Annotated in this window: 11 protein-coding genes and 1 tRNA gene; 8 read left to right on the top strand and 4 right to left on the bottom strand. The window is 69.6% G+C overall.

The features are described from left to right. Positions 1–56: 56 nt before the first annotated feature. From rsmG to H6A07_RS04570, 4 genes are all read left to right on the top strand, one after another. Positions 57–779 carry a 16S rRNA (guanine(527)-N(7))-methyltransferase RsmG gene (gene rsmG, locus H6A07_RS04585; RefSeq protein ID WP_204813755.1) on the top strand — a complete coding sequence of 241 codons (723 nt, stop codon included), beginning with the start codon at positions 57–59 and terminating at the stop codon, positions 777–779. 137 nt (positions 780–916) lie between these two features. Next, positions 917–1,717: a ParA family protein gene (locus H6A07_RS04580; protein ID WP_204813754.1), complete on the top strand. Its 801-nt coding sequence runs from the start codon at positions 917–919 to the stop codon at positions 1,715–1,717. Then, positions 1,710–2,579, top strand: a complete 870-nt coding sequence (locus H6A07_RS04575) for a ParB/RepB/Spo0J family partition protein (protein ID WP_342636558.1) — start codon at positions 1,710–1,712, stop codon at positions 2,577–2,579. The genes H6A07_RS04580 and H6A07_RS04575 overlap by 8 nt, the downstream gene beginning before the upstream one ends. Then, positions 2,576–2,815 (top strand): hypothetical protein, encoded by a 240-nt coding sequence (locus H6A07_RS04570; RefSeq protein WP_204813753.1) that lies wholly within the window; start codon positions 2,576–2,578, stop codon positions 2,813–2,815. Before H6A07_RS04575 ends, H6A07_RS04570 begins: the two co-directional genes overlap by 4 nt. Before the next feature lie 77 nt (positions 2,816–2,892). On the opposite strand, the gene rlmN is transcribed toward H6A07_RS04570, so the two are convergent. Then, the gene (rlmN, locus tag H6A07_RS04565; RefSeq protein WP_204813752.1) at positions 2,893–3,972 is read right to left on the bottom strand and encodes a 23S rRNA (adenine(2503)-C(2))-methyltransferase RlmN; all 1,080 of its coding nucleotides are present in this window, start codon (positions 3,970–3,972) and stop codon (positions 2,893–2,895) included. A 97-nt stretch (positions 3,973–4,069) separates the two neighbouring features. Here rlmN and H6A07_RS04560 point away from each other — a divergent pair, with 97 nt between their 5' ends. Together H6A07_RS04560 and H6A07_RS04555 are read left to right on the top strand one after the other, a co-directional pair. Beyond that, positions 4,070–5,029 carry a D-alanine--D-alanine ligase family protein gene (locus H6A07_RS04560; protein WP_204813751.1) on the top strand — a complete coding sequence of 320 codons (960 nt, stop codon included), beginning with the start codon at positions 4,070–4,072 and terminating at the stop codon, positions 5,027–5,029. After that, complete coding sequence (locus H6A07_RS04555; protein WP_204813750.1) at positions 5,026–7,977, top strand: helicase C-terminal domain-containing protein; 2,952 nt, start codon at positions 5,026–5,028, stop codon at positions 7,975–7,977. Before H6A07_RS04560 ends, H6A07_RS04555 begins: the two co-directional genes overlap by 4 nt. A 14-nt stretch (positions 7,978–7,991) precedes the next feature. Here the strand turns inward: H6A07_RS04555 and H6A07_RS04550 are convergent, their stop codons facing one another. Both H6A07_RS04550 and H6A07_RS04545 read right to left on the bottom strand, forming a co-directional pair. Then, positions 7,992–8,924 (bottom strand): helix-turn-helix transcriptional regulator, encoded by a 933-nt coding sequence (locus H6A07_RS04550; RefSeq protein ID WP_204813749.1) that lies wholly within the window; start codon positions 8,922–8,924, stop codon positions 7,992–7,994. After that, a complete protein-coding gene (locus H6A07_RS04545) occupies positions 8,914–9,882 on the bottom strand; it encodes a WYL domain-containing protein (RefSeq protein WP_204813748.1) in 969 nt (322 codons plus the stop codon). Before H6A07_RS04545 ends, H6A07_RS04550 begins: the two co-directional genes overlap by 11 nt. Positions 9,883–10,025: 143 nt before the next feature. On the opposite strand from H6A07_RS04545, the gene H6A07_RS04540 reads away from it, so the two are divergent. Then, complete coding sequence (locus tag H6A07_RS04540) at positions 10,026–12,194, top strand: hypothetical protein (protein WP_204813747.1); 2,169 nt, start codon at positions 10,026–10,028, stop codon at positions 12,192–12,194. A gap of 394 nt (positions 12,195–12,588) precedes the next feature. Here the strand turns inward: H6A07_RS04540 and H6A07_RS04535 are convergent, their stop codons facing one another. Next, positions 12,589–13,140, bottom strand: a complete 552-nt coding sequence (locus tag H6A07_RS04535; RefSeq protein WP_204813746.1) for a biotin transporter BioY — start codon at positions 13,138–13,140, stop codon at positions 12,589–12,591. A 148-nt stretch (positions 13,141–13,288) separates the two neighbouring features. Between H6A07_RS04535 and H6A07_RS04530 the strand changes: the two genes are divergently transcribed. Further along, positions 13,289–13,363 (top strand) — tRNA-Gly (locus tag H6A07_RS04530). The last annotated feature ends 45 nt before the right edge of the window (positions 13,364–13,408 follow it).

The following is a 13,408-nucleotide window of genomic DNA, read 5'->3' as shown; positions in this document are numbered from 1 at the left end:
CCTTTTTCTGTGACAATTTCTCTTGATACACAGGTTTTTGTCAGCAAGGGGTTTCTATGAGCAACGGTCGAGTCGAACGGCTCCTTGACGAGCTGTCTGGATTTGGGATTGAGGTTACTGGTCAGCAGGCCGAGGCTCTTGTTGCCTACCTCGATCTGGTCATCGAGAAGAACAAGGTGATGAACCTCACGCGCATCACCGAACCTGATGAGGCAGTTACCCTCCATTTGGTTGACTCGTTGCTCCCGCTTGCCTCCCCGCTGCTGAGCCTTGACGAGAGGAGCCGTCTCCTTGACATGGGTACGGGTGCTGGGTTTCCTGGCGTGCCGTTTGCCATCGTCACCGGGGCTCAGGCTACGCTCGTTGACTCCGTGCGCAAGAAGGTGGATGCCGTTCAGGAGTTTGCGAGTGCACTAGGCATCCACAACGTGACCACACGCCATGCTCGTCTGGAGGACCTTGCTCGCGAGCTTCCTGCTTCCCAGGATGTCGTGTTCGCGCGCGCACTCGCACAGACCAACGTGCTCCTTGAGTATGCGACACCTTTCTTGCGACGCTCTGGACTTCTCGTTGTTGAGAAGGGCCGTCCTGAGGAGGACGAGATTGAGCGAGCCGAACGTGCGGCTGACCTCTGTGGGATGAAGCTTGTTTCACGTGAAACGTATGAGCTTCCTCATGAGCTTGGGCATCGTGAGATATTGATCTATCAGAAGATTCGAAAGAGTAAGATTCGACTCCCCCGTAAGGTTGGTATGGCCCGATCCAATCCATTGAGATAGTCACACGCTGTTTCACGTGAAACAGCGACAAAGATTTGAGAACTTCAATATAGAGAACAACGATAATGACGGCATGTTTCACGTGGAACATGCCGTATTATCTCTATAGATACGCTTGCGAGGAAAACGGAGGATAAATGAGCTATAAGGACACCAAACGTGGACTTCCTCAGCGTGAAACGAGGGTGATTGCGGTCATCAACCAGAAGGGCGGCGTCGGAAAGTCGACCACGGTCATCAACCTGTCCGCATGTCTCGGTGAGAACAAGAAGAAGGTCCTCGTCATCGACTTTGACCCACAGGGAAACTCGACCAGTGGGTACGGAATCGAGAAGGAGGAGCTCGAGCACGACATCTACGACGTCATCCTACACGATCATCCGATTGAGGACGTCGTTCTGGAGACGTGTGAGAGCAACGTGTTCATCGTTCCTGCGACGATTCAGCTTGCGACGGCGGAAATCGAGCTCGTCAGTGCGATGGCGCGTGAGTCAGTGCTCAAGGACGCGATTGCGCCGCTCGTGAATGACTTTGACTACATTCTGATTGACTGCCCGCCGTCTCTGGGTCTTCTGACCATCAACGCGCTTATTGCAGCCAACTCGCTTCTGATCCCGATTCAGTGTGAGTACTACGCACTCGAGGGTGTGGCAAAGCTTCTTGAGTCGATGCAGATGGTCAAGCGCCGCATGAACCCCGATCTTGAGATCTTTGGCGTCCTGATGACGATGTTCGACAGCAGAACGACGCTTTCCAAGCAAGTTGTCGACGAGGTGCAGAACTACTTTGGGAAGAAGATGTTCAAGACGATCATCCCCCGCAACGTGAAGCTCTCTGAGGCACCGAGTCACGGCCTGCCCGTCGTTCAGTACGCACGTGTAAGCAAGGGATCGCTGGCCTATATGAAGTTGGCAAAAGAGGTGGTCGCGCGTGGCTAAGAAGAGCGGACTCGGAAAGGGACTGGGTCTTCTCGTCGGTGAGGCGGATGCCGAGACGGCGGGGATGCGACCGGACTCGACGCTTCCAATCAACGAGATCAAGCCAAATAAGGATCAGCCGAGAAAGAGCTTCAAGGCTGAGGACCTCGCCGAGCTGACGGACTCCATCAAACAGAACGGCATCCTGCAGCCGCTGCTCGTCCGCAAGAAGGGAAACGGCTACGAGATCGTGGCCGGCGAGCGCCGCTATCAGGCGGCACGGGCTGCCGGCCTGACCGAGGTGCCGGTCGTCATCCGTGAGATCTCCGATGACGACGTGTTCAAGCTTGCCTTGATCGAGAACCTCCAGCGCTCCGACCTGACCCCGCTCGAGGAGGCTCGAGGATATCGCCAGCTGATCAAGGACAAGGGCCTGACCCAGGAGGAGCTTGCCAAGATTCTCTCCAAGTCTCGCTCTGCGATCACGAACACGATTCGCCTGCTCGACCTTCCCGAGGAGGTCCAGGACCTCGTCGAGGAGGGCAGCCTGTCGGCCGGGCACGCCCGAGCCATCCTTGCGGTCCCCAGCGAGGAGGGCCGCATCAAGCTGGCACAGAAGGTCGTCAACGAGCGGCTGTCGGTACGTCAGACAGAAAGTCTCGCCCCACTGTTTTCTGTCACAGAGAGCACCGAGCGGGCCGTCAGGGTGCCGACGCCCCAGTCCTTCAAGCGGGCGGCCCGTCAGATTCGCCTGGCGCTGGACACCAACGTCAAGGTGAAGAACGTGCGCGGCAAGAACAAGATTGAGATCGAGTTCTCCGACGAGGAACAGCTCGGTCACATCGTCGACCTACTGAGCGGTCCGGGGACGTGGTCGGAGTGAGCAAGAAGGTCGGCGGCGCGGTTCTTCTCGCCGGTCTTGTCGTGGGCGCAGGAGTGGCGGCCTATCGTCTGCTGCTGACAAGCGAGGCCAAGGCGGCACTCAGGGACAGTTTCGATGAGGTACGCCATGCCGTCGAAACGCTCAACGAGACCCTCGTGGAGAGGCAAAACAACGAGGAAGCGACCAGAGCAAACCAGCAGCGAACCCGAGAGATGTGGTCAGCGCTCGGATACTAACGAACATGTGTTCTTTTCGATAGAAGAAAAGAGGGACCCTGCGTTTCGTCTCGCAGGGTCCCTCTTCGTTGAGGCGGCTAGGAGCGCCGCGCACGGGCCACGCGCTGCTTGAGCTGGCCGCAGGCGGCGTCGATGTCGGCGCCGCGCGAGTTCCTGACGGTCGCCTCGACGCCGACGGAGGCGAGGCGCCTCACGAAGTCCTCGGCCCGCGCGGGCGTGGAGGGGCGCAGCTTGGAGCCCTCGACCTCGTTCAGCAGGATGAGGTTGACGTGGGCGAGCGTGCCCTCGCAGAAGTCGCAGAGCGCCTGGAGCTCGGGCTCGGTGTCGTTGACGCCGCCAATGAGGGCGTACTCGTACGTGGGGCGCCGCCCGGTCTTGGAGACGTAGGTGCCCATGGCGTCGTAGAGGTTGACGAGGGAGTACTTGCGGACGCCCGGCATGAGGGCGTTTCTCGTCTTCTGGACGGCGGAGTGGAGCGACACGGCGAGCGTGAACTGCTCGGGCTCGTTGGCGAAGCGCATGATCTGGGGGATGATGCCGCAGGTCGAGACCGTGAGGTGTCGCGCGCCGATGCCCGCCCCGTCGGGCGAGTTGAGCCGGCGGAGCGCCTTGAGCGTGGCGTCATAGTTCATGAAGGGCTCGCCCTGGCCCATGAGGACGACGCTCGTGACGCGCGTGCCAAAGTCGTCGCGCACGTGCATGACCTGCTCGTAGATCTCTGCGGCGGTGAGGGAGCGCGTGAGCCCAGCGCCGCCGGTCGCACAGAACGCGCAGCCCATGGCGCATCCCGCCTGGGTGGAGGCGCAGACGGCGAGGCGGTTGCCGGACGGCATGCCGACGCACTCCACGCTGACGCCGTCGGCGAGCCCGAGCAGGTACTTGCGGCTTCCGTCCGCCGAGAACTGACGCGCGAGCTCCTCGGCGGCTCCGAGCGTAAGGTGGCGCGAGAGCTCCTCGCGCAGGGACTTGGGGAGGTTGGTCATGTCGTCGAAGGAGCGGGCGTTCTTGGACCAGACCCACTCCTCGACCTGCTTGGCCCTGAAGGCCGGCTGCCCGAGGCGGGCGAGCAGGTCGCGCAGCTCGCCGCCCGTGAGCGCGTGGATGTCGCGCGGCGGCTCCTGCGGTGCGTCAGGGCGGTTGCTGGCAGCGGACGTCATCTCTACCCCCGTATCACGAAGCGTTCTTTGGAGTATCCTCTTCTGCGAGAGAACCAAGCCGAGTCTAGCGCAAGCATGCGGTACCAAAGGGGCGTCGATGGACAGAGAGAAGCTGATGGGAACGCGCGTCGCCGTGATCGGCGGCGGCTGGTCGGACGAGCGGGAGATCTCGCTCCAGTCTGCGACGGAGTGCCAGAGGGCCCTGCGCGAGGCCGGCTTCCAGACGGTTGACCTGCTCGACCTCGCGGCGCGGGACTTCGTCTCGCGGCTCATGGGGGGCGGCTACGACGTCGCCTTCGTGGCGCTGCACGGCCGCTACGGGGAGGACGGCAGCATCCAGGGGTTTCTCGACATCCTGCACATCCCCTACACCTTCTCCGGCGTGGCGGCGTCGTCCGCTGCGGCCGAGAAGCAGATAGCGAAGGCGGTCTTCAAGGACGCCGGCATCCCCGTGCCCGAGGGCGTGGACGTTCCGGCGGGGCAGGCGCTCTCCGAGGCGTGCGTGGACTCGCTCGTCGAGCGCCTGGGGCTGCCGATGTTCGTCAAGCCGGCCGCCAACGGCTCGAGCTTCGGCGTCACGCGCGTCACCGAGCGCGGGCAGCTCGCGGCCGCGCTCGAGGCCGCCGGCGCCGAGGGCGGACGCGTGCTGATCGAGAGCTGCGTCGAGGGGACCGAGATCACGGTCCCGGTCATCGGCAACGAGGACGCCCACGCGCTGCCGATCGTGGAGATCGTGACCGGCGCCGCGTTCTACGACCTCAAGGTCAAGTACGAGCCATCCTCCATGCACCACGTCATCCCCGCCCGTCTGGAGCCGGGCGTGTACGCCCGCGCCCAGGAGCTCGCCGTGCGCGCGCACCGCGCCCTCGGGTGCCGGGGATGCTCGCGCAGCGACTTCATCGTCCGCGCGGACGGAACGCCGGTCATTCTGGAGACCAACACCATCCCCGGCATGACGGCGGAGAGCCTGCTGCCCGACTCGGCGCGCCACGGCGGCATCGAGTTCCCGGAGCTCTGCACGCGCTTCGTCGAGTACGCGCTCGAGGAACGCCGGTGACGGCGGCGGCCGGCCCCCGGCCGCCCGTCGAGGACCTGCTCCTCTCGGGCACGCCGGAGGAGGTCCGCGCGCGCTACCTGACGCTCGCCGCCCGCGCGGAGACGGCCGACTTCGGGCCGCTCGAGGAGGACGTGGTGGTGCTCGACACCGAGACCACGGGCCTCTCCTTCAAGGACTGCGAGCTCATCGAGATCTCCGCCGCCCGCCTCTCGGGGCGCGAGGTGGTCGGGCGCTTCCAGACCTTCGTGGACCCGGGCTGCCCCATCCCGCCGGAGATCGAGCGTCTCACGGGGATCCGCAGCGTCGACGTGGCCGGCGCGCCCTCCGCGCGCGAGGCCGTGGCCGCACTCGCCGACTTCGTGGGCGGCAGCCCCGTCCTGGCCCACAACGCGACCTTCGACCGCACCTTCATAGAGGCCGTCCCCGGCGGCGCGGCGGTGAGCGACACCTGGATCGACACGCTGGCGCTCTCGCGGATCGCGCTGCCGAGGCTCTCCACCCACCGCCTCGCCGACATGGCCGAGGCCTTCGGGTGCGCCTCCGTGACGCACCGGGCCTCCGACGACGTGGACGCGCTCTGCGGCATGTGGAGGATCCTGCTGCTTGCCCTCTCCGACCTGCCCGGCGCCCTTCTCGCCCGCCTGGCGTCCATGCACCCGGACGTCGACTGGGCCTTCCGGCCCGTGTTCTCCCACCTCGCGGCGCTTGCCGGCGAGGCCGCGACGGCGCGGCCCTTCTCGCTCAGGGAGCACCGCGCGACGCTGCTGCGGGACGCCCCCGACGACGTCCGCGCCGACGCCGCCACGCTCGAGCGCCGCTCGGCGCCGAGCCTGGAGGAGGTCGAGGCGGAGTTTGCCCCCGGCGGCGCGGTCTCGAGGATGTACGAGCGCATGGAGCGCCGCCCCGAACAGGTGGCGATGGCCCGCGAGGTCGCCGAGGCGCTCGCGAGCGGCACGCACCGTGCGATCGAGGCGGGCACGGGCGTGGGCAAGTCGGTCGCCTACCTGCTGCCCGAGGTGCTCTACGCGCAGCGCAACCACGTCAGCGTGGGCGTGGCGACCAAGACCAACGCGCTCACCGACCAGCTCGTCTCCCACGAGCTGCCGGCGCTCGCGGCCGCCCTTCCCGGCGGGCTCACCTTCACGAGCCTCAAGGGCTACGACCACTACCCCTGCCTGCGCCGCCTGGACCGCGCGGCGGAGGAGCCCCTGCCGCTCGGGGAGGTCCCCCACGACGGGCGCTCGGACAACGCGGTGTCCTGCGACATGCTCACGGCGATCGCGGTGACCTACGCCTTTGCGTGCCAGTCGCTCGAGGGCGACCTCGACGCGCTCGGCATCCGCTGGCGCTACGTGCCCCGGCAGATGCTCACGATCACGCCGGGCGAGTGCCTGCACGCCCGGTGCCCGTACTTCCCGGGGGCGTGCCTGCTGCACGGCGCCCGCCGGCGCGCGGGCTGCTCCGACGTCGTGGTGACCAACCACTCGCTGCTCCTGCGCGACGTGGAGGCCGAAGGGCGGATCCTGCCGCCGGTCCGCAACTGGGTGGTAGACGAGGCGCACGGCTTCGAGGCCGAGGCGCGCCGCCAGTGGGCCGTCGAGGTCTCGGGGACCGAGGCGCGCACCGTCTTCGAGCGGCTCGGCGGCACGCAGACCGGCACGCTCCACGCGGCGCTCGTCGCGGCCATGGGAGCGGAGGGCTCCACGCTCATGGTGGGCCTGCTCACGAAGGTCGCGGCGTCGGCCGCGCGCTCCATGGCGGCGACGGCCGACCTCTTCGAGGCCGTACACGGCCTCGCGCGCCTCGCTCGCGGCGACGGCGGCTACGACACGGTGACGCTCTGGCTCGACGCCGCCGCCCGCGAGAGCGCCGAGTGGCACGCGGTGCTCGACGCGGCGGCGCGCGCCGAGGACGCCCTCGACGAGACCGTCCGCGCGCTCGCGGACGCCGCAGGGGCGCTCGAGGCGCAGCTGCCGCAGCACGCCGCCGACCTCGCCGACCACGGCCGCGAGCTGCGCGACCTTCTCGCCGGCATCCGGCTCATCTGCGAGGGGACGGATGAGAGCTACGTCTACTCGGCGCAGCTCTCACGCTCGCGCAAGCGCATCGCGTCCGAGCGGCTGGTGGCCGAGAAGCTCGACGTGGGCGCCGACCTCGCCGCGCGCTGGCTGCCGGAGATGGAGAGCGTGGTCTTCACGTCGGCGACGATCGCGGTCGGAGACGACTTCTCGCACTTCGATCGCGCCGTGGGCCTTGTCGAGCTGCCCGAGGGCGCCCACCGCGACGTACGGCTCGACTCGAGCTTCGACTACGACGCGCACATGTCCGTAATCGTGGCGAGCGACCTGCCGGCGCCGAGCGAGCGCGGCTACCTGGACGCGCTGGAGGACCTGCTCTTTGACGTGCACGTGGGCATGGGCGGCTCGGTGCTCACCCTGTTCACCAACAGGCGCGACATGGAGCGCGTCTACGAGGGGCTGCGCCCGCGCCTGGCGGTAGCCGGATTGGAGCTCGCGTGCCAGGAACGCGGCAGCTCGCCCCGGCGCCTGCGAACGCGCTTCATGGCCGAGAAGACCCTCTCGCTGCTGGCGCTGCGCTCGTTCTGGGAGGGCTTCGACGCCGGCGGCGACACGCTGCGCTGCGTGGTCATTCCCAAGCTGCCCTTCGCGAGCCCCACCGACCCGCTCGTGCGCGAGCGCGACCGCCGCGAGGAGCGCGCCTGGTGGCGCTACTCCCTGCCCGACGCGGTCATCTCCGTCAAGCAGGCCGCCGGCCGCCTCATCCGCAGCGCGACCGACACCGGCGTGCTCGTGCTCGCGGACTCGCGCGTGGCGAGCAAGCGCTACGGGAGCCTGTTCCTGAAGTCGCTGCCATCGAAGAACGTGTCTCGGCTCGAGGCTGCGCACGTCGGGCGCTACCTCAAGATCTGGCGCGCGAGCCACGAGTGAGGCCGGGGCCGGGCTCAGGCCTCCTCAAGCTGCTGCTGGGCGTATGACGTGGCCAGGGACGTGACCTCGGGGTCGTCGCAGCGTGCCGACCCACCGCAGGCCGCGAGCATGCGCGGGAGCCACATGCCGCCGTAATAGGGCGTCTCAGCGACCACGGGCCGCGCCCCCGGGGCGCTCGTCACGTGCAGGTCGTGCCAGGGGAGCAGGTCGAGAAGGGCGGCGTCCTCGAAGGTCAGGCGGACCGTCCGGGCGCGGGGGCGCTCGGGCTCGGTGGGCCCGTCCGGCGCGCGGCGGCCGGTCTCGACCTCCGACATGCGGTCCGCCCGGAAGGTGCGCTCGGCGTTTCGGTCCAGGTCGTGGGCGTCGAGGAACCACGCCCCGTCCTCCGACCTGAGCTCGCGCGGGACGACGCGGCGCCGCTCCGTCGTACCGCCGTCCGGCTTGCGGTAGGCGAACTCGAGCACGCGCCGGCCGGCGATCGCCCGGCCGCAGGCCACGAGCGTTCGGGCGAGGCCCTTCTCGCCGCGCTCTCCCGCCATGAGACGCCGGACGAGCCCCTCGTCGACGGGCTCGGCGGCGAGGGCCCCGGAGAGCGTCTCGCGCAGCGGGTCGTCACCGGGGACGCCGAGGCGCTCGAGCGCCGCGTCGAGGGCGAGGGTCTCGGCGTGGCTCAGGCGGAGCCTCCGGCCGCGCACGCCGTCCGCGCCGACGAGCGTGAGCAGGTCGCCGTCCTCGGCGAGCGGCAGGCCCGCGCCTCCTGCGGACGCCGAGGAGAGGACGAGCTCCAGGAGCTTCTCGGCCCGCTCCTCGCTGACCCCGAGCCGCTCGGCGACGGCGTCCGCCCCGAGGGCGTCGCCGGCGTCGCTCAGGCTCGTGACGAGCGCCACGAGCTCGCGCGCCTCGTCGAGGGAGCCGGGCCTTCCCGCGCCGCCGCCCCTACCGGCCATCGTCCGCCACTCCCTCGAGGACGCCTCGCCACGCGGAGACGAGCGAGTCTGGGAATACCGGCCGCACGTCTGCCGCGACCGCCCAGCGCGCGGCCGCGAGCTCGTCGCTGACCTCGACGGTCCAGACGAAGCCGTCTTCCGTGCGCTCGAAGGTCCCCTGCGCGCCCGCCATGCGGCGCACGTCGTCCTCGCGCTCCGGGCTCACGAGCAGCCGCGCCGTGCCGCGCGCCGGACCCATCTGGAAGGGAAGGCGCCGCCAGGCCGCCACCGAGAAGCCCTCGGGAACCGAGAAGGACGTCCCCTCGAGGGGGCGCGCGGAGGAGAAGCGGTCGATGCGATAGGTGCGCACGTCCCCCGCGCCCGGCCCGCCGTCGTCCGCGAGTCGGGCGGCGACGAGGTAGAGGGTCCCGCGCAGGCCGAAGAACCCATAGGGGGCGAGCGTGCGCTCCGAGGCGACGCCCCGCGCGTCCACGTAGGACACGCGCGCCGCCGTCCGGTCGGTCAGGCACGCGCGGAGGGCGTCGAGGACGCGCCCGGGCCCCGCCGCACGCACGCGCGACGCGGAGAGGGCCTCGGAGAAGGCGCGCGACACCTTGGCGAGGGCGAGCCGCAGGTCGTCGGCAAGCGGGAAGGAGGGGTCGTCCGCGAGCGGGCGGCAGGCGAGCTCGAGCGCCGCCGCGTCCGTCGGGGAGAGCTCGGCCCCGCGCGCGAACGACCGCGCGGCGTCCGCCTCCCAGAGCGACTCCTCGCCGGGCACGCGCCGCTCGACCACGATGACGCCGCAGGCGGCGAGCACGGCGCGGTCGCGCGAGAAGGACCGCCGGAAGCTGTCGGGCGAGAGCCCGGGGTAGTGCGCGCGAGCGATCTGGGAGGAGGGGACCGGGACGGTCGCGTTCATGAAGTCGAGCGCGAGGGAGCAGACCCGCCTCGCCCGTTCGTCGTCGCGCGTGAGCCTCACGGTGCCTCCCACCCTTCTCACGTTCCCGTTCATTGAGCCATTCGGTGTCTTTCCTGCGTGGCGCAGGGACAAGACGTATACTCTTTTGATTGTATGCACGGCTCGTGACGACGTTCGCGACACTCGTGAAAAGGATGCTTCGCATGGCCATGACACACGACTACCTTGACTTCCTCGACGAGAGAATCGGCATCTCGCCCACCAACAGCGAGGAGGAGCTCCAGGCTGCGGAGGTCATCTCCGACCTCATGGGGCAGCACAACGTCGAGGCCAGCATCGAGGACTTCGAGGTGCCGGCGCTCTCCGGCCTCACGCCGGCCCTTCTCGCCGTCATCTCGCTCGTGGGCATGGTGCTCGTCGGCATCGGGGTGCTCCCGCTCACGCTGGTCGGTCTCGTGCTCGCCGTCGCCCCCGCCGTCATCTCGCTGCTGCGGCTCTTCGGCCGCGCGCCGCGCCTCGCGTTCGGCCCGCGCGCGCAGAGCCAGAACGTCGTCGCGGTCCACCGCGCCACCGGCCCCCTCGTGACCAAGGGGAGCCGCACCATCGTCATCGCGGCTCACTACGACTCTCCTCGCGAGAACCTCCTCTACACCTCGCCGCTCGCGCCCTATCTCGCGCTCATGGGACGGCTGGTCGTGCCGTGCTCCTTCGCCGTGGCGGTGTGCGCGCTCATTCAGCTGCTGGGCTTCCTGCCCGCTCCCTTCCGCATCGTCGTGTGGATCGTTGGCATCCTCGCCGCCGTCCCGGCCACCGTCCTCGCGGTCGGCTCGATCATCGAGCGGACCGCCCCGTGCACCGACGGCGCCAACGACAACAAGGCCGCCGTCGCCGCACTTCTCGGCGTGCTCGAGAACGTTCGCCCGAGCGGCGCCGTGCCCAAGGCTCGCCCCGTTCCGAAGCCCGAGCCGGAGCAGGCAGACGAGCCTGAGGTGCCCGCAGCCGAGCCGGAGCCCGAGCCTGCGGCCACCGCCCCGGCGGACGAGCCGGTGGTGGGCGTCCGTCACGGCGCCGAGGTCCTTAGGGCCCTCGCGATCCTGCCCGAGTCCTGCGAGATCGAGTACGTGACCCCGGCTGCGGCGCCCGCCCGCCCGGTCGCGGCTCCGCCCGCCCCGGCGCCCGTCGTCGCGGAGGACGAGACGCCCGCCGCTAAGGACGAGGCTCCCGTCGAGCAGCCCGCCCCCGAGCCCGAGCGGACCGCCCCCATCGCCGATGACACGGCGACGACGCGCGATGACCTGCTCGCGACCGGCCGCTTCGCCATCGTGATGGACGACGAGAGCACGGGCGTCGGCCCCAAGGACTCCTCGGGCCTCTCTGCGATGGAGGAGGACCTCGACCCCGACGCCACCCGCCCGGCCGAGCCGATTCGGCGCCCGGAGGCCCCGGACGATCCCGAGTGGGGCAAGACGAGCTACCGGCCGCAGCTCTCGAGCGTCGCGCGCCGTGCGTCGCTCTTCGACCTGCCCGACCCCTCGGCGAGCGAGTCCGACCCGTTCGCGACCGACCCCAACGCGACGCGGGTGCAGCCGCCCGCCGACGCCCGCGCCGCCGAGCCCGCCCCCGCGAGCGCCGACGCCCCGCAGGCCGAGCCGATCGAGACCATCTCCGCGACCGGCGCCGCCCCCGAGGAGGCGCGCGCGGGGAAGAAGTCCAAGAACATCGTGCTCTCCCTCATCGAGCGCCTGCGCGGCGCGGCGCCGCGCAACGCCGCGCCCGAGGACGAGCCCGACGCCGATGACGACGCCGACGACGGCCGCGACTGGCGCGGCGGCGCCGCGACGCGCGGCGACCTCCGCCTCGTGGGCGAGGACGAGCAGCCGGGCGAGGAGGAGCTCCGCGACGCCGTGCTCGCGCTCGGCGACGACGCGCTCATCGCCCACGACATCTGGTTCGTCGCCCTCGGCGGCTCCGCCCTCGACCACGCCGGCATGCGCTCCTTCCTCTCCCGCCACCGCTCCGAGATCCGCGGCTGCTTCGTGGTCAACCTCGACTGCGTGGGCGCTGGGCGCCTCGTCACGCTCAAGAACGAGGGCCGCGAGGAGACGCGCCGCGCCGACCGCCGCATGACGCGCCTGCTCAACGGTGCCGCGAACGACCTGCACGTCGAGCTCGGCCAGGAGACGCACGACTGGGCGGACACCGACGCCACCCCCGCCATGCGCTCCTCGCTGCGCGCCGTCACCCTCATGGGTCTGGACGACAACGGTCTCCCCGCGCTCTCGCGCACCCCGGAGGACGTTATCGAGAACGTGAGCGGCGACCAGGCGGCCCAGGTCGCGGCCATCGTCACCGAGATGATCCGTCGCTCGTAGCGGGCCGTCACGGCACGCCGACGCACGCCCTCCCGGCGTGACCGACCGCCGGGTGACGGCCGTCGCGGGGCAGGTCCCCGCCCCTCGGCCACGAGCGCGGGGCGCACGTCCTTCTCGCCCGCACCCGGTCCGGGTGGTCCCGGGACCGCCCGGACGCACCTATCGGCTCTCTATGCATGTGACCTCCCGTCTCTCTGGTGGATGGGAGGTCACACGTTACGCAGGGTCCCTTGCACGAATCTTTCCGACGGCGTCCCGCGCGCTCGCACGGGGCGTGCGGCTGGCTGACGACCTCTCTGGGTCAGCAGCTCACGCCCCGCGCACAGCCCGTGCCACACCAAGCCAGCCCGCTCGGACGCACCGGACGGGACCGCCGCGTCTCACAGGACCTCCATCAGCGGAGACGGGCCCCGTCCGCGTGCACCGTCGTCGGCACCGCGCGCCGCACGGCGCGGCCAACGCTCACGCCGACCGCGAGCTTGAGGGCGTCCGGCACGACGAAGGGCACGACCGCCATCCCCAGGGCGGCGACGGGCCCCACGTTGAGCAGCACCATGAGCTGGAGCGTCCCGAGCGCGTAGGCGACGAGCAGCATCACGGTCACGGCGAGCGCCTCGCGCACCCGCTCGGGCAGTGCGCGGACGGAGAGGACGGCGGCCGCGAGCAGCATGCCGACGAAGAATCCCCACAGGTAGCCCCCGGTGGGGCCGAGCAGGTGGGCGACGCCGCCCGAGAACCCCGAGAAGACGGGCAGGCCCACGCCGCCGAGCAGCAGGTACACGCCGACCGCCCACACCGCCTCGCGCCCGCCGAGCGCCACGGGGAGCATGGCGAGCACGAGCGTCTGCAGCGTGAACGGGACGGGCCCGAGCGCGACGGTGATCGAGGACGCGACGGCGAGCAGCGCGACGGCGACGCCGCAGCGCGTGACGAGACGGGCGGACATGGGGCGGCTCCCTTGACGGCCGTTTCTGACGGAGGCACACGGACGTTCTTCTCGCCCTAGCCATGGGGCGATGGTGATTCCGCGTGCCTTGCCTCCCGGTCGAGAGGCAGGGTATACTATACCGTGCGTCTCGCATGGCGCCACAGACGCGGGCATCGCCAAGTGGTAAGGCATCAGCTTCCCAAGCTGACACTCGCGGGTTCGAGTCCCGTTGCCCGCTCCAGACTGAACGGGGCCCCGCGCGGGCCCTTTTTTTGTTGCCGCCCGC

The organism is Olsenella uli (assembly GCF_016899935.1).
Lineage (GTDB): Bacteria > Actinomycetota > Coriobacteriia > Coriobacteriales > Atopobiaceae > Thermophilibacter > Thermophilibacter uli_B.
This window is presented reverse-complemented; position numbering and strand designations above follow the sequence as displayed.